Consider the following 16317-nt stretch of genomic DNA (forward strand, 5'->3'; position numbering starts at 1 on the left):
AAAAAAAGAATGCAGCGGCGAGGCTGCATTCTTTTTGTATACATCTATTAAGCGTTTTGACCTTTTTTGATCCATTCTGCCACATTGACTGTACGTTTTGCCTGATGTTTCACAGCTGCTTCTGCATCCTCTTGGATTTTTCCATTTTGGTCAACAGTGACACTTACGCCATAAGGGTTGCCCCCTGCACCGTATAAGGAATCATCTGTGTATCCAGGAGCGGCAATAATGGCTCCCCAGTGGAACATCGTCGTATATAGGCTGAGAACCGTCTGCTCCTGTCCGCCATTTGCGTTTTGAGCTGAAGTCATCGCGCTGACTGCTTTGTTTGCCAATTTACCTTGGAACCACAAGCCGCCTGTTGTATCTAAGAACTGCTTCATTTGAGCTGGCAGGTTACCGAAACGTGTCGGCATGCTAAAGATGATGGCATCTGCCCACTCTAAATCACTTAATTGAACCTCTGGCACATCCTTTGTTTCGTCTAAATGTGCTTTCCATGCTGGATTTGAAGCGACAACTGCTTCTGGTGCCAATTCAGCAACCTTTAATACTTTGACCTCTGCGCCAGCTTCTTTTGCTCCAGCTTCAGCCCATTTCGCCATCTGATAGTTAGTACCTGTTGAACTATAATAAATAATCGCTAATTTTACGTTTTCCATTTGTTCCAGCTCCTTTTGTTTGTTTTGCCCAAAAAGCTTCTGTAAAAATCCCACCTGTATTCCCCACCTTATTTAAAATTGACGACGATACCATAAAGCCGCAGCATCGACTTCTTCTCTCGTTAGCTGATGTCCGCGATTTTCCCAATGAAGTGTAACCGATGCGCCTGCACCCTGGAGCAATTGCTCCAGCTCCTGTGATTCCTCTGGACGGCACATTGGGTCATTTTCACCAGCTGCTATAAAGACTTGTTTCCCCGCTAATGAAGGCAACGAAACCCCGCGTCTTGGAACCATTGGATGATGCAGGATAGCTCCTTTTAAAGCATCCCCATAATGGAATAACAAGCTTCCAGCAATGTTTGCCCCATTGGAATATCCGATAGCCACCACATTGTGACGATCAAACCCATATTCATCAGCTGCTTCGCCGATAAATGTATATAGTTCCTCTGTACGCTCAATCAAATCCTGCTCATCAAATACACCCTCTGCCAAACGTCTGAAAAAACGCGGCATGCCGTTTTCTAATACATTCCCTCTCACACTAAGAACAGATGCATCAGGGTCTACTATCTGTGCAAGCGGCAATAAATCTTCTTCCGTCCCGCCAGTTCCATGCAGTAATAACAGGACAGGTCTTTGTTCATTCTTTCCTTTTCGAAAAAGATGCTTCATCATGAATCTCCTTTCCCTTTAACTTCTCTCACTTCAATTGGCAGTACAATTTGTTCAATCTGACTGCGCTGTGCCTCATATTGCGGTGGCAGTTTCAATGCTTCACCCATTGTTTCCACTGATTCGTCGTGTGCAAACCCTGGGGGATCAGTAGCAATCTCAAATAATATGCCGCCAAGCTCTCTAAAGTAAATAGCATTAAAATAATTTCGATCTTGCACAGGTGTCACTTGATACCCGCTTTGTGCAATATGTCTTTGCCAATCTAATTGATCCTGATCATCTGTTGCTCTCCATGCAATATGGTGCACAACTCCAACACCCATACGTCCTCGTGGAACAGGTGTGATGTTCACATCAATGACATTGCCTATTTCACCAAACGAACGGAATCTCACATAGTCTCCTTCTTCTCCGACTCGTTCAAGTCCCATCGTTTGCTCTAGCAGCTGCATTGTTTGCTCCGGATGCGAAGTTAATAAAACAGCTCCGCCAAATCCTTTAATCGCTACATCTGGTGTGACACCGTTAAATGTCCACTCGTTTTGCTTTCCTTCCGCACGCTCTACTAGCTCAATCAATAAGCCGTGTGGATCTTCAAATGAGAGAAAAGCTTCCCCAAAACGTTCAACCATTTCATAAGAGACATTAAACTGCTCAAGACGATCCTTCCAGAAAGAAAAAGCGCCTGTCGGTACGACATATGTCGTCACGCCCACTTGCCCTGCACCAATTTGACCTTTTTGTGCCCCCGGCCAAGGGAAAAACGTAATAATGGTCCCTGGAGAGCCGCCTTCATTTCCAAAATATAAATGGTATGTGCCCGGATCATCAAAATTCACGGTCTTCTTCACGAGACGAAGTCCTAAAACACCTGCATAAAAATCAACGTTCTCCTGAGGATGACCGACAATAGCTGTAATATGGTGAATTCCTTCTGTTTTTTTCACTTCTAATGACCTCCTAATCATGAAGTAATAAGCCTCTATTCATTATGTCTTTACTGACGTCTTTATATTATCTCGAATTCGAGATATTAGATCAAAAAAATATATTTATCTCGAATTAAGGATATTATGTTTTTAAGTAAATGTCAATGATTTTTGTTTTTCTTTTAAAAAAGCAGAGCTGTTTTGCATGAAACAGCCCTGCTTTTCCTTGATTATTTCAGCAATTTTTTCTTTTTTAAATAGGCTTTCGCTACCTGAAATGCATCCTTCCCCTTCACATTGACTTCATAATTCATTTCTCTCATCTCATCGTCTGTGATTTGACCCGCAAGCTTATTGAGAGAGGTCTCAATCTCAGGGAATTCAGTTAATGTCTCCTGCCTGAGCAGCGGTGCTCCTTGATATGGCGGGAAAACATGCTGATCATCATGAAGCACCTTTAATTTGTATTGTCTCAATTCACTGTCTGTCGAATACGCATCGACTAAATTGATATCTCTTTTTTGAATCGCACGATACCGTAGCTTCGGCTCCATCGTCACAACATCGTCAAAGGAAAATTGATAGGCTTTTTGAATGCCTCGATACCCATCCTGACGATCAGAAAACTCTAAGGTGAATCCAGCTTTTATGCGGTTTTTGATCTTACCTAGATCTGAAATGTTGGACACTTCATATTGATCAGCCAGTGACTGCGGCACAGCTAAAGCATACGTATTGTTGTATGCCATGGGCTCAAGAAGGCGAAGCTGAAAGGACGATTCCAATCCACGCCGCGCTTGCTCATACACTTTTCTTTTATCTGTGCTTTTTGCTGTTTCTTTGAGGAATTCAGAAATCGCTGTACCCGTAAACTCAGGATAAATATCGATATCACCAGAGCGTAAAGCCTGGAAAACAAAGGACGTCTTACCAAGACCGGGCTTCAGGTTCACTTGAATATCTGTATCCTGTTCAATTAAAAGCTTATACATCGAGATCAAAATCTCAGGCTCTGATCCTAACTTCCCGCCAATGGTGATTTCCTTCTTTTCTTGCTGAAACAGCACGGGGGCAGCGACAACTGCTCCTGCAATCAGAGCAAAAACAGTCACAGAGATCACAGTCTTTTTAAAGGAAATTTTCTCAAAGGTACGCAGCACCACATCAAATAGTAGAGCGAGTAAGGCAGCTGGTATCGCACCAATGACAATGAGAGACATATCATTTCGATCAATTCCCAGCAAGATTAAGCTTCCTAATCCCCCAGCCCCGATCAGTGCTGCCAGAGTGGCGGTTCCCACAATGAGAACCATCCCGGTTCGGATACCTGCCATGATGACTGGCATGGCAAGAGGAAGCTCCACCTTTAATAACCGTTTGCGATGATTCATCCCCATAGCAAGCGCCGCTTCTCTCAGAGAAGGATCAACCTCCTGAATGCCTGTATATGTATTTCTTAAAATAGGGAGTAGGGCATAGACCACAAGCGCAATAATCGCAGGTACTTGCCCAATCCCCACTAGAGGAATCAACAAGCCAAGAAGTGCGAGCGACGGAATCGTTTGTAAGACGGCCGTCACCCCGATGACCCACTCCGCTAACTTTGGAACCCTCGTTAAATAGATACCTAATGGAATAGCAATCAAAATCGCTAAAAATAAAGCAATAAAAGAAATTTGAATATGCTCAAGTAAGGCGTGTCCCAATTGTTCTTTGCGTTCCCATAACACACGGGTCCAATCATTCATGTGACTCGCCCCTCTCTTTAGGAGAATCAGCTAAATACTGAATCACTGCTTGACGATTCACTAGTCCAATCCGCTCTCCATTCTTTTCAACAGCCAATTCCTCGTGCTTTGCCAATTGAGACAAGACTTCATCCAATGGGGCATCTGCTGAGACCGCCTCATAGGGTAAAAGAGCTTCGTGGGCTATCGGTTGTGCCAAGGTTTCCAGCTCAAAAGCTTGATGTCCCACATGACGGGCAGCCCCTGAAACAAACTCCTGTACAAAGGCATTGGCTGGATGTTGAACCAACTCCTCAGGACGTCCGATCTGCACTACTTTTCCTTCATTCATCACACAAATCCGATCACCCAGCTTCATAGCTTCCTGCATATCATGCGTCACAAAAACAATGTTTTTTTGTATACGGCGCTGCAAATCAAGCAGATCATCCTGCAATTTCTCCCTCGTTAGTGGATCTAACGCACTAAAAGGTTCATCCATCAGGACGATCTCAGGATCAGCTGCAAGTGCACGTGCCACACCGACACGCTGCTGCTGTCCACCAGAGAGCTCTGCTGGCTTTCGATGCCGATACATAGCAGGATCAAGCCCGACCATCAACATGAGTTCATCGACACGCTGATTGGTCTCATTCCGGCTCCATTGTTTAAGCTCTGGCACCACAGCAATATTTTCTTCTATGGTCATATGAGGAAAAAGCGCAATTTGCTGCAAAACATAACCGATATCCCAGCGCAGCTCATACATATCATAATCACTTATTTTTTGACCCTTTATGTAAATCTCACCTTCTGTAGAAGAAATGAGGCGATTGATCATTTTCAATGTCGTCGTTTTCCCGCTGCCACTAGGTCCAATCAATACAAAAAACTCACCTTTCTGAATCTCCAAATCAACGGATTGAACGGCATAGCGCTCATCAGAAAATTGCATCGATACCTTTTTAAATTCAATCATCTTCCCACGCCCTGACTGCAATTATTTTCTAGACTATCAATATGACAGATCAACCACATATTTGTATAGAATAAACTGTCACTTTTACATACTTCCCTTCGGTTGACTGTCAAAAACAACTCTAGCAAAAATAGATGAGATTCACAGTGGGGAAAATAAAAAAAGCGAAGAGCTCGGGGCTCTCCGCTTTTAAGTCAACGACTTACTCACCAGTAACGTATGGAAGTAATGCCATTTGACGTGATCTTTTGATCGCTAAAGTCAATTTACGTTGATACTTAGCGCTAGTTCCTGTTACACGACGAGGTAAAATTTTACCACGCTCAGAAACAAACTTTCTAAGAAGATCAACATCTTTGTAATCGATGTGCGTGATACCGTTAGAAGTAAAGAAACATACTTTACGACGTTTCGCACGACCGCCTCTGCGTCCACCTGCCATTTGTTTTCACACCTTTCCTTTAGTCATTTTTTTCAGATCAATTAGAATGGCAAATCATCATCGGAGATGTCAATCGGTTTACCATCGTTCGCAAATGGGTCATCATTAAAGCTGTTTCCCTGATTACGATTTTGGTTGTTTTGATTGCCATATGGATTTTGACTTGGTTCATTTCCAAATGGATTCTGATCGTTTTGGCTACCGCCATAATACTGGCCTCCGCTATTGCCACCGCCGCTGTATCCACCTGAACCAGCACCGCCGCTCTTAGGCTCAAGAAATTGAACACTTTCAGCTTGAACCTCTGTCACGAAGACACGCTGTCCTTGCTGATTTTCATAGTTTCTTGTCTGCAAACGACCGTCTACACCGGCAAGACTTCCTTTTTTCAAGAAATTAGCCACGTTCTCGGCTTGTCTTCTCCAAGTAACACAGTTAATGAAATCGGCTTCACGCTCTCCAGATTGATTCGTAAACGTACGATTCACAGCTAGAGTAAACGTGGCTACAGCCGCACCATTAGGCGTGTAGCGAAGCTCAGGGTCTTTTGTTAGTCTTCCGACCAATACAACACGGTTTAGCATATTGAAAGACCACCTTTAAATATATATTTCAATGATTTATACTTCTTCTTTAACAACAATGTGGCGAATGATATCGTCACTGATCTTAGCTAAGCGGTCAAATTCTTGAACTGCTGCAGCGTCAGATTGAACGTTTACGATTTGGTAGAAACCGTCACGGAAATCGTTGATTTCGTATGCAAGACGACGTTTACCCCAATCCTTTGTTCCAGTGATCTCCGCACCGTTAGAAGTTAACACGTTATTGAAACGCTCGATAACTGCTTTTTTAGCCTCATCGTCAACTGTTGGGCGGATGATGTACATAACTTCGTACTTTCTCATCTGATTGCACCTCCTTTTGGTCTAAGCGGCCCTAAACGGGCAAGGAGCAATAAATTATATTACTCACAATTGTATATTATAACAAATTACTTGGCCTATGACAAGAACCTATACATTAAAACGGAAATGAATGACGTCTCCATCTTTCACTACATATTCTTTACCTTCTAGACGAACTTTTCCTGCTTCTTTAGCAGCAGACATGCTTCCGCCAGCTAGTAAATCCTCATACGCAACCGTTTCAGCACGAATAAATCCACGCTCGAAGTCTGTGTGAATGATTCCAGCACATTCTGGCGCTTTCATTCCTTTTTTAAATGTCCAAGCACGTACCTCTTGCTCACCTGCTGTGAAATACGTAGCTAATCCTAGAAGAGAGTAAGATGCTCTAATTAGCTGATCAAGCCCTGACTCATTAATACCAAGCTCTTCAAGGAACATTTGCTTCTCTTCTCCTTCAAGCTCTGCAATTTCAGACTCGATCTTCGCACAAACGACGATAACTTCAGCGTTTTCACCAGAAGCAAACTCACGGATTTGCTGCACATATTCGTTGCTCTCATGATCCGCTACTTCATCCTCACTCACATTTGCTACATAAAGGACTGGTTTAGATGTGAGTAAATGAAGCTGTTTCACAAGCTTTTGCTGCTCATCAGTAAATTCTACAGATCTTGCCGATTTCCCAGCCTCAAATGCGTTCATTAGCTTCGACAAAATCTCAAATTCAGCTACTGCTTCCTTGTCCTTTTGTTTTGCAAGCTTACTCACACGAGCTAAACGCTTTTCAACTGTTTCTAAATCAGCCAAAATCAATTCGAGATTAATCGTTTCAATATCTGCCACAGGATCAACCTTACCAGCTACGTGTGTAATGTTATCATCTGCAAAAGCTCTAACCACGTGACAAATCGCATCTACTTGTCGAATATGAGAAAGGAATTTATTCCCTAAACCTTCACCTTTAGATGCACCTTTGACAATACCCGCAATATCAGTGAATTCGAAAGCAGTGGGAACTGTCTTTTTCGGCTGCACCAATTCTGTTAGCTTTTGTAAACGCTCGTCAGGAACTTCTACAATTCCGACGTTTGGATCAATGGTACAAAACGGATAGTTAGCAGACTCCGCTCCAGCCTGTGTAATTGCATTAAATAGCGTTGACTTCCCGACGTTAGGTAAGCCAACAATACCAGCTGTTAAAGCCATTCTTTCATCTCCTCTATATCAAACGTGCTCGTTATACTGCGTAATATGAACCTAGAGCAATTATAAGTAGGTTTACATGAAAAGACAAGCTAACCATCATGCATTTTCAATAGAAGAAACATCGTCAAAAAGAATAAATCAATGCTTCAAAACGAGAAAATGCACCTGGCTTTGCTGTAGAAAAGACAAATTTAATAAAAAAAGCATGAGGCCTACTTAAGCAGTTGGCTCCTCATGCTTGACGAGAATTTTCTTCATTTTTCGTTCAAAATCTCTTCTTGGGATCATCACGCTGTGTCCGCAGCCTTCACATTTAATACGGATATCCATGCCCAAACGAATGACCTTCCACCGATTGGCACCACATGGATGGGGCTTTTTCATTTCTACAACATCATGTAACCCAAACGCTTTGTCTGCCATCAGCCTTCACCTCTCCTTGCTCACTTCATTGAATCTATTGTACAAAAAAACGGCGATGAAGGGCAATGCACAAAACAAAGAGTCTCTTTCAATCGTTCATCCTATTCTTTTTTAGAGAAAAAACCCTCCTTTTAGATCATTTTATTTGTGACCAATAGTTACTTAAACTCCGTTTTTTTTCAATATTGTCACAAACACTGTAGGTCAAAAGGTTTTTATTGGTAGAACGCGGTGGTTTTTCCATATTTTTTGATTTATGATATCTGCATAAATGTTATGTGAGGGAGCAGGTACGATGGTCAATCGAAAGGATAGATTAACTGATAAAGAATATAAAATCATATCCGATCATGCTGGTAATATCGACAATTACCAGCAGCACCATACGATAGAAATAGGTCAGCAAACACTCACTGTCCACGATTTTCTAAAGATCGACCAAAAATTATATGGTTTAACGATGCAGCCGGAACAATCAGATGAATTCATCGTCGCTTTTCACTGTCCGCTGCCACATCAAACGAGGGTGACATCTAAGCAAGATGTACACAACGTGGCACAGTCATTGCTCAAAACAGACTATGCCTATCCAATTGAAAGAAAGTCCCTTGACGGCAATCAAGACCATGTCTTTTTTAAAGGGAAGGAATACATAGAGAAAGTCTGTCAGAAGCATCCGAATGCAGGTATCCACCTCACTGGACAAGCACTTGCCGGTGCTGTTTGTGCTTATATTGCAACAGAACAGCCAGCTGTCAAAAAAGCCGTTACCTTTGACAGCCCAAATATATGGAGCAGCCTATCGCCTTCGATTCAGCAAAAGGCGCAGCAAGGTCAATATAAACGCATGTTGACTGAATATATTCAGCCTAGTCATTACGTCGGTTTACTCAATCGTCATGATCAAGGAGTTGGGCAAGTCAAGTACACCGTACCGCCACGGCAGCAAGACTCAGTCCAAGAATCCGTTAAATACAAAAAAAGGGAAATTGACACCTTTTTAAAATCAGCTTTTGCATCTATGAATATAGAATGGAACGAATCCTTTGATACAAATGCTTTTTTAGCTCTCGTTTCAGGTGAATTCAAAGCAAATGGATATTCGTTCCATCCAAATGGATATGCCCGTATTTTAGATGAACAGCTTGATCATAATACAAGTTTTACAGCCATGCTGCTGCAAGAAATTCATTCTGGACGTGCATATGCACAAAGCGGACTTGAAATTATCATAAAATCCCATTTACTAAAAAATTCATCCTATGATCTGCAAAGCATTATTGAACATGAAGTGCACACTGTATTTGAAAAAATCGATGGAATTGATGAAAGTGTAAAAGACGCCGTCCATCATGTAAAACAAGAGCTTAAAGGACTCGTAGGCTTTGGCCACTATGATTTATTAAGTCATAGTGATGTGGAAGCACTGGTAGACGAAGTGAGGATGGAACAGTCGCATTCCTCCTTTTATTCACACGAAAAACAGCTGAATGCCTTGTACACCCTGAGGGATTACGAACAAGAGCTTTCTGCTCTTTCAAGACATATGTACACAATGGGTGATGACTACGCCAAGGCAGATAGACGCCTTGCAATGCAAATGGGTATTCATTAAGAAAGGAGTCATCGCATGATCAATCAAAATAAGCCTCCTAGTGACGCCCAGCGTTTCTTGCAAAATGTGAGTGCCCGCCGCTCCATGTCTGTATTCGAAAATCAATCGGCACCACACACACAAACACAGTCTCCAGAAGAAATGGCCGCCATTCAGGCCATGCGCAGAGAAGGACAGCGAAAAGATCTAAAACGGCTGCTCAAAATGCGGCTGCACGACGAATTAGCAAATACTCGCGTGCACTTGGAGTATCAATTGGCTAAAACAGAAGACATGATAAACCAGACGACCATTGTCAAACAACACATTTCCCAGCATTTAAAGGGACAGGCCATTTCAGAATTAGAGGATCGCCTCCAGCGTCTCAAGCAAATGCCTGTCTATGATGATATCAAAGAAGCTATTGATTCAATTCAGATCAAATAAGCACAGCTCTAAAAAAGAGAGGTGCTTATTTTGTTTTATCAATATAATTCTTAGGACGAGAAAATATCTTTTTACTTAAAATCGGATACAGCATTAAACAGACGAGCAAATAAAGATTCAACAAACTATAAATTGGATACAAGAAAGCAATCAAATCAGCAAATCCAAGAGATGTTAAAGGAGCCATCAAAAGAAGCATCACCAATACAACCAGCCAGCGAGGCATTCGTACAAAAGAAAGCATCCGGCTTGATAATCCAAATAAACCTGCTGCCGTCGTCGTATAAATTGCTAGACAAAGGACAACGGTCATAAACACAAATAAAGAAGTCGGCGCCCCTTCTAATACTGTAAACAAAGGAATTCCCTCTGATGAAAGGCTTCCAGAAATATCAACCAGTATTTCGTTATACACATACGAGATGACACCAAAAATAAGACCGCTTAATATACTCGCCACCTTGGCTTCCCCAAGCCCCTTCATTTCTTTCCCAACCGAAGACAGCACTGCCACAACAGATAATATATTCAAAGAAGCAAAGACAATGCTGGCAGGCCAATTGTACTGATGCCCAAAATCAATACGCCACATATGATCATGATTCATATAATAAAAAACAAACGCATAGATGAGCCCCGCCACCAAAATTGGTATAATGAAAGCATTCACAGATAAAAGCCCTTTCACATCCCAGAAAAAAATCATAAATGAAAACAAACAAAACGCGCCGATGCCAATCCAAAAAGGCACATGATACATCTCAAGAGTCACCCCGCCGCCGGCAATCATGACCGTCGTTGTCGTGAATAAATATAGGACAATTAAAACGTCATACACCTTAGCCAGCCATGGACCGACAAGCCGTTCCAGCACTGGCACAAAGTGATCGGCACGCACCTCATAACTGATTTTTAACACCACATAGGTAGACAGCATAAACATCAATGTAAACAGTAGAATGGCTAGTCCGCTATCAATGCCAAAAAACTGCCAAATTTCCTGGCCGGAAGCATATCCCGCTCCTATTAAGCTTCCTAAAATTAAAAGCGTCCACCTTGAACCAGCCTTCCACACAATCATCACCTCATAGGTATAGAATTAAGCTTGTTTCCGTATACTGATACTAACTACTATGACAAGGAAGTGAGACCTATGAATAGCAAGAACGGTCTTTTTTTTAGAAATAGGGTAAAAGAATACGTGTCCCATACGGATACAAACGCCATTCAACAGCTTAAAAGTATTTTATTCTCGCATCTTCAGAAAGCAGGAAAAAGACCCGTTGCCATCGTCTGTATTGGAACAGACCGCTCAACTGGCGACTCTCTAGGTCCACTTGTTGGTACAAAGCTTTCAGGTCTGGATTTGAAAAAGCTTCATGTATATGGAACACTCTCTGACCCAGTGCATGCGGTCAATTTAAAAGAAAAACTCGCTGAAATTGAACAAGCTCATAAACACCCGTTTATTGTAGCGGTTGATGCCTGTTTAGGAAGAGTGAAAAGTGTCGGTTCCTTCCAAATTGGTGATGGTCCGTTAAAGCCTGGAGCTGGTGTGCAAAAGGAGCTGCCAGAGGTAGGAGATATTCATATTAATGGGATCGTCAATGTGAGTGGTTTCATGGAATACTTCGTCCTCCAAAACACACGTCTTCATCTTGTCATGTCTATGGCCAATATACTTTCTGAAAGTCTATCTCACATTGACCAAATGGATTGGACGAGAGAAAAAAGCCGGTCTCTCTTCACCCCTATTCAAAATATCACTGGAAGAATATAAAAAAGACCATCTCATATCAAGATGGTCACTCTGATGATTCCCTCGTAGAAAGCAATTCAAGGATTCTTTCTAAATCTTCATTCGAGAGGAATTCAATCTCAATTTTCCCTTTTTTCTTCTGTTTCTTGATCGTCACGGAAGTACCAAAGTAGTTTTGTAAGAAAGACTCTCTTTCTTTCAACACTCGATCCTTTGGTGCTTCTTTTTTCTTTGTTTCACGTGGAACATTTTCGTTTAACTGCTGAACAAGTTTTTCAACCTGTCGTACGTTTAACCCCTCATCCACGATTTTCTTTACCAAAGGCGCCAGCTTCTTTTTGTTCTTTAAGCTGAGCAATGTGCGGCCATGTCCCATTGATAACGTTCCATTTGCAATCAGCTTTTGGATGTCATCCGGTAAAGTCAACAGACGGAGATGGTTCGCAATATGCGGTCTGCTTTTCCCTAATCGCTTCGCTAATTCCTCTTGCGTCACACTTAGATGATCCAGCAAGGAAGCATATGCTTCCGCTTCCTCTAGTGGAGATAGATCCTCACGCTGTAGGTTTTCTAAGAGGGCAATTTCTCTCATCAGTGTTTCTGAAAACTCTCGAACGATTGCAGGAATTGTTGTCAGACCAGCTTGTTGTGCTGCGCGGAAACGGCGTTCTCCTGCTACTATGTCATATCCTTTAATCGATTTACGAACAATGATCGGCTGTAAAACCCCGTGCTGCTGAATCGATTCTTTCAGATCAGACAATGCATCATCATCAAACGTTTTCCTTGGTTGATACGGATTCGGACGCAAATCCTTTAATTTGATTTCTTCAACCGTTTCTTCATTTGAGTCTACATTGTTAAATAGTGCATTAATACCCTTTCCAAGACCTTTAGCCATTCGCATCCACTTCCTTTGCTAAGTCTAAATAGACATCTGCACCTCTTGAACGTGGATCATACAAGATAATCGGCTTTCCATGACTAGGCGCTTCACTCAGCCTCACATTTCTCGGAATGACGGTTTGATAGACTTTATCTCTAAAGTACTTCTTCACTTCTTCGATTACCTGAATCCCAAGGTTTGTTCGGGCATCAAGCATTGTCAGCAAGACACCTTCAATGGCAAGATCGGTATTTAAATGTTTCTGCACGAGACGAACTGTGTTTAACAATTGGCTCAATCCTTCAAGCGCATAATATTCGCACTGAACCGGTATTAAAACGGAATCGGATGCAGTTAACGCATTAATCGTCAGCAGTCCAAGTGATGGCGGGCAGTCAATAATCATATAATCATAATTCTGCTTAACAGATTCAAGTGCTCTCTTCAGCCTCACTTCACGTGAGATTGTAGGCACAAGCTCTATTTCAGCCCCTGCAAGCTGTATTGTCGCAGGAATGACATCAAGATTTTCGACCTCTGTCGTCTTAATCACATCAAGAACATCTGCATCATCAACTAAAATATCGTACACACACTTTTCTACGTCGGCTTTCTCAATCCCAATACCACTCGTGGCATTGCCCTGCGGATCAATATCAACTAACAACACTCGTTTGCCTATGTATGCTAAACACGCACCCAAATTAACAGAAGTTGTCGTCTTCCCGACGCCGCCCTTCTGGTTGGTAATCGCTATGATTTTTCCCACGATGTCACCCACTTTCAACTTAACAAGTTTCTCATTCATTCATACTTTCTATTCTATCAAAAAAAGTATGAAACGTTTGCTTTTTTTGTTTCCCTATTATAAATTCGTCGGTGAATGTGCCTTTTCGTACATAAAAGGACGAATGAAAACACTCCATAAAAATATATTGATATATCTTTTTAAAGGAAGAGACATGCTCAAAACCCTCACTTTCATCAAAAGTGAGGGTCACATGTCAAAAGTTTAATTCACCTATTTTACGGCCTTCACTCACAATGACCTTAGGAGTTACTGTTTTATAGCTTTTCTTTTTTAAAAATCCATAGGGTGTCTTAATGGTAAAGGTCGCATGTCCCAAAGCGTCCCCTGTTTTGCCATAGGCCTGCCACACAATCTTTGAACAATAAGTCGGATCCAGTGATTGAATGGACATGGTGATGGAGTAGCGAGCCTTCGGATGACCTTTCACATAATCGTGTGCCCATTCCCCTGCTAAATCTGCCTTCTCCTCTTGATTAATTCGAATTACCTTTGTATTGGCACTATAGCGAAACCAGTTATGAATGGAATCAAGTTGAGGATGCTGCCGAAACCCTGGAATAGAAGCATAGCTTATCTCATTAATGACGATACCTGCATGTCCGACCAAACCCTTTACAGCATCAGTGGTTGTCACCAAAATATCTCCTTTTTTAGGGATAATATCGGTACCAGGATACGGCTTTCCTAAAAGGAGCTTGAGGGTGTGTGGCTTTTCATCCGTCACCAGCTCATCCTGCTTATTCTGTCGTAATCCATAGTTCTTCAAATCATCGTCAGCTGTAATCAAGTCGATCGAATCGTCGGAAGACGCATACTCTTGATTGAATTGCTGTAAAGTCACATCTTTAGAAACAGCACCTTGCTCCTTCAGAATGTTCAATTCTTCGTTGGTCATCAAGCTTTCATCCGCATGATGAGCCGTTGGCGATTTCACAGCGTATATTGTCGCTTCATTTGAAAAAAAAGAAAAAGAAAATAGTAAATAACAAATAATGGCGAAAGTAGTCTTCTTCATTTTTATCAAGTAGTTGTCACCTCCTTCACACTTCTAAAATCATATTTTACCAATTTATAAATATAATGTATATTGAATGTGTGCTAGAAATAAAACAAACAAAAAAGCTGACGAGTGGCGCTCATCAGCTTATTTCTATTTTGGAATTCGAATCGTTAATTGGATATATTCCTCAAACTCTTCTTCCTCGGTATTTATTTTAAGTCCGCTGTCTTCTACCATGTGGAGAGACTGACGAATGGTATTCATCGCAATTCGTGTATCACGACTAAACGCCTTACGTTTTGGCTTCGGTTTGCGATCCGTTTTTTGTTCAAGCATCTTCACTACACGCTCTTCAGTCTGTTTCACATTCAACTGCTTTTCGATGATTTCCTGCAATAGCGCGATTTGTAATTCCGGAAGCTTTAGGGGCACAAGTGAACGTGCATGCCTTTCAGAGATTTTTTTCTCTAAAATGGCTTGTTGTACCTCTTCAGGCAACTTTAAAAGTCTTAATTTGTTTGCAACAGTTGATTGTCCCTTGCCTAAACGCTGAGCAAGCGCCTCTTGTGTTAAATCATGAAGCTCTAAAAGACGTGCATAAGCATGAGCCTCTTCAATAGAAGACAGCTCTTCTCTTTGCAAATTTTCAATCAATGCCACAGATGCCGTTTCCGTATCAGTAAAATCTTTTATAATAGCGGGGATTTTCTCCCATTGAAGAGTCTGTACCGCCCTCCAACGTCTTTCGCCGGCGATCAGTTCATATTTTCCTTCTTCTTCTGTTGGTCTAACAACAATCGGTTGGATAATGCCATGGGTATGAATCGTCGTGGCCAGCTCTTGTATCTTTTCTTCTGAAAAAATGGTGCGTGGCTGAAAACGGTTTGGCATAATTGTGTCGACCGGGAGCTCCTGTATCTCTTCCTTTAATGTATCATGCTCAGCAATCTCTGCCTCTATTTCGGTTTCACGCTCAGGATGTTCTTTGTCTCCAAGCCCGAAGAAGCGTGAGAGTGAATGCTTCATGAACCTACACCACCTTTAAAAACTACCTTTTTATAATTCTATTTTCTCATGTTTTTTCCTTCTGTAAAATCATAAATATTGAAGAAAAACCGACCTTTTACATGATCAACCTTCTATTGGTGATTTATTAGGTGTCCCTGGTTTTCTAGGATATTTTTTTGGTGTTTGCTTTTTCTTTTCAATGACAATGATGTTCCGTTCGCTTTCTTCTAAAGGAAGAACAAAGGAATGCTTTTCAACAACCTCTCCTCCGAGAACTGTGACAGCTTTTTTTCCTGCTTGCATTTCTTCATCAGCGGCAGATGCTTTTAAGGCAACAAACAATCCTTCTTTTTTCACTAGAGGCAGACATAGTTCGCTCAAGACGGATAAACGTGCAACTGCTCTAGCAGTGACAAGATCATAGCTTTCACGCTTTTCCTTACGTTGTCCAAACGTTTCCGCACGATCATGATAAAAAGTAGTATCTTGTAAGTTTAATCCTTTTGCTAACTCATTGAGAAACGTAATTCGTTTCTGAAGAGAATCAACAATGGTCACATGTAGATGAGGGAAACAAATTTTAAGAGGAATGCTTGGAAAACCAGCACCAGCTCCAATATCACAAATCGTCGTCACTTTGTGAAAATCAATAAAAAATGCTGCTGATATTGAATCATAAAAATGCTTTAAATACACTTCTTCCTTTTCAGTAATGGACGTTAAATTCATTTTCTCGTTCCATTCTACAAGCATGCGGAAGTAGGTTTCAAATTGTTCAAGCTGCACAGGAGAAAGAGTGATCCCTTTCTCCTCTAGTGCTGCTGTAAATTGTTCAATGTTCATGCCGACATC

General features: G+C 41.6%; 19 protein-coding genes. 3 read left to right on the plus strand and 16 right to left on the minus strand.

Going from position 1 to position 16317, the window contains the following annotated elements; all coding sequences use genetic code 11:
- Positions 1-47 precede the first annotated feature (47 nt).
- The 10 genes from wrbA to H7F25_RS17540 form a co-directional block, all read right to left on the minus strand.
- Positions 48-662 (minus strand): NAD(P)H:quinone oxidoreductase, encoded by a 615-nt coding sequence (gene wrbA / locus H7F25_RS17495; protein WP_034283654.1) that lies wholly within the window; start codon positions 660-662, stop codon positions 48-50.
- Between the two features lie 72 nt (positions 663-734).
- Positions 735-1343 (minus strand): alpha/beta hydrolase, encoded by a 609-nt coding sequence (locus H7F25_RS17500; RefSeq protein ID WP_034622294.1) that lies wholly within the window; start codon positions 1341-1343, stop codon positions 735-737.
- Positions 1340-2311, minus strand: a complete 972-nt coding sequence (locus H7F25_RS17505) for a ring-cleaving dioxygenase (protein ID WP_034667828.1) — start codon at positions 2309-2311, stop codon at positions 1340-1342. The genes H7F25_RS17500 and H7F25_RS17505 overlap by 4 nt, the downstream gene beginning before the upstream one ends.
- Before the next feature lie 191 nt (positions 2312-2502).
- Positions 2503-4020 (minus strand): osmoprotectant update ABC transporter permease/substrate-binding subunit OpuFB, encoded by a 1518-nt coding sequence (opuFB, locus tag H7F25_RS17510; protein ID WP_185854020.1) that lies wholly within the window; start codon positions 4018-4020, stop codon positions 2503-2505.
- Complete coding sequence (locus H7F25_RS17515; RefSeq protein ID WP_185854021.1) at positions 4013-4978, minus strand: ABC transporter ATP-binding protein; 966 nt, start codon at positions 4976-4978, stop codon at positions 4013-4015. The genes opuFB and H7F25_RS17515 overlap by 8 nt, the downstream gene beginning before the upstream one ends.
- Positions 4979-5180: 202 nt before the next feature.
- Positions 5181-5420 (minus strand): 30S ribosomal protein S18, encoded by a 240-nt coding sequence (gene rpsR, locus H7F25_RS17520; RefSeq protein ID WP_008359105.1) that lies wholly within the window; start codon positions 5418-5420, stop codon positions 5181-5183.
- Between the two features lie 41 nt (positions 5421-5461).
- Entirely contained in the window at positions 5462-6004 is a 543-nt protein-coding gene (gene ssbA, locus H7F25_RS17525; RefSeq protein ID WP_007497456.1) for a single-stranded DNA-binding protein SsbA, read from the minus strand.
- 36 nt (positions 6005-6040) lie between these two features.
- The gene (rpsF, locus tag H7F25_RS17530) at positions 6041-6328 is read right to left on the minus strand and encodes a 30S ribosomal protein S6 (RefSeq protein ID WP_024424058.1); all 288 of its coding nucleotides are present in this window, start codon (positions 6326-6328) and stop codon (positions 6041-6043) included.
- A 108-nt stretch (positions 6329-6436) separates the two neighbouring features.
- A complete protein-coding gene (gene ychF / locus H7F25_RS17535) occupies positions 6437-7537 on the minus strand; it encodes a redox-regulated ATPase YchF (RefSeq protein ID WP_185854022.1) in 1101 nt (366 codons plus the stop codon).
- Positions 7538-7753: 216 nt separating this feature from the next.
- The gene (locus H7F25_RS17540; RefSeq protein WP_008347561.1) at positions 7754-7960 is read right to left on the minus strand and encodes a DUF951 domain-containing protein; all 207 of its coding nucleotides are present in this window, start codon (positions 7958-7960) and stop codon (positions 7754-7756) included.
- A gap of 295 nt (positions 7961-8255) precedes the next feature.
- Between H7F25_RS17540 and H7F25_RS17545 the strand changes: the two genes are divergently transcribed.
- The gene (locus H7F25_RS17545) at positions 8256-9575 is read left to right on the plus strand and encodes a hydrolase (RefSeq protein ID WP_185854023.1); all 1320 of its coding nucleotides are present in this window, start codon (positions 8256-8258) and stop codon (positions 9573-9575) included.
- Positions 9576-9590: 15 nt separating this feature from the next.
- Complete coding sequence (locus tag H7F25_RS17550; RefSeq protein ID WP_024424061.1) at positions 9591-10001, plus strand: hypothetical protein; 411 nt, start codon at positions 9591-9593, stop codon at positions 9999-10001.
- Between the two features lie 25 nt (positions 10002-10026).
- Here the strand turns inward: H7F25_RS17550 and H7F25_RS17555 are convergent, their stop codons facing one another.
- Entirely contained in the window at positions 10027-11082 is a 1056-nt protein-coding gene (locus H7F25_RS17555) for a YkvI family membrane protein (protein WP_125587578.1), read from the minus strand.
- 72 nt (positions 11083-11154) lie between these two features.
- Between H7F25_RS17555 and yyaC the strand changes: the two genes are divergently transcribed.
- Positions 11155-11781, plus strand: coding sequence for a spore protease YyaC (yyaC, locus tag H7F25_RS17560; protein WP_044333170.1), 627 nt, complete (start codon positions 11155-11157; stop codon positions 11779-11781).
- Between the two features lie 25 nt (positions 11782-11806).
- On the opposite strand, the gene H7F25_RS17565 is transcribed toward yyaC, so the two are convergent.
- The 5 genes from H7F25_RS17565 to rsmG form a co-directional block, all read right to left on the minus strand.
- Positions 11807-12661, minus strand: a complete 855-nt coding sequence (locus H7F25_RS17565; RefSeq protein ID WP_024424064.1) for a ParB/RepB/Spo0J family partition protein — start codon at positions 12659-12661, stop codon at positions 11807-11809.
- Complete coding sequence (gene soj / locus H7F25_RS17570) at positions 12654-13415, minus strand: sporulation initiation inhibitor protein Soj (RefSeq protein ID WP_008360890.1); 762 nt, start codon at positions 13413-13415, stop codon at positions 12654-12656. The genes H7F25_RS17565 and soj overlap by 8 nt, the downstream gene beginning before the upstream one ends.
- Positions 13416-13650: 235 nt before the next feature.
- A complete protein-coding gene (locus H7F25_RS17575) occupies positions 13651-14478 on the minus strand; it encodes an orthopoxovirus pf05708 family protein (protein WP_172880934.1) in 828 nt (275 codons plus the stop codon).
- Between the two features lie 129 nt (positions 14479-14607).
- Positions 14608-15483: a nucleoid occlusion protein gene (noc, locus tag H7F25_RS17580; protein ID WP_024424067.1), complete on the minus strand. Its 876-nt coding sequence runs from the start codon at positions 15481-15483 to the stop codon at positions 14608-14610.
- Between the two features lie 105 nt (positions 15484-15588).
- Complete coding sequence (rsmG, locus tag H7F25_RS17585; protein WP_024424068.1) at positions 15589-16308, minus strand: 16S rRNA (guanine(527)-N(7))-methyltransferase RsmG; 720 nt, start codon at positions 16306-16308, stop codon at positions 15589-15591.
- Between the last annotated feature and the right edge of the window lie 9 nt (positions 16309-16317).

This window comes from Bacillus sp. PAMC28571, assembly GCF_014250435.1.
In the GTDB taxonomy this organism is placed as follows: Bacteria; Bacillota; Bacilli; order Bacillales; family Bacillaceae; genus Bacillus; species Bacillus safensis.